Source organism: Psychrobacter coccoides, from assembly GCF_017498085.1.
GTDB lineage: Bacteria > Pseudomonadota > Gammaproteobacteria > Pseudomonadales > Moraxellaceae > Psychrobacter > Psychrobacter coccoides.
In genome coordinates this window covers 1-221 of sequence record NZ_JAGBKM010000080.1, presented here as the reverse complement: position 1 = coordinate 221, position 221 = coordinate 1, and the positions used below count along the sequence as shown (strand labels likewise).

The 221-nt window shown below is 43.4% G+C and carries 1 pseudogene; it reads left to right on the top strand.

Annotation, left to right across the window (positions count from 1 at the left end):
• Positions 1–221 (top strand): annotated as a pseudogene (locus tag J3492_RS13530) (RNA-guided endonuclease InsQ/TnpB family protein); the annotation flags it as partial.

The window sequence follows — 221 nt, the reverse complement described above, 5'->3', positions numbered from 1 at the left end:
TTAGCTGGGGCGGTTAACTTTGTCTGGAATTACGTTAATGAGCTAAGTTTTAAACACCTTAAGCGCACAGGCAAATTCTTTTCAGCTTATGATTTGGCTGTCTACACCAAAGGGGCGGGTGAATACCTAAATCTGCACAGTCAAACCCTACAAGCCATCTCAGAAACCCATGCCAAAAGCCGTAAACAGTTTAAAAAAGCCAAACTCAACTGGCGCACCAA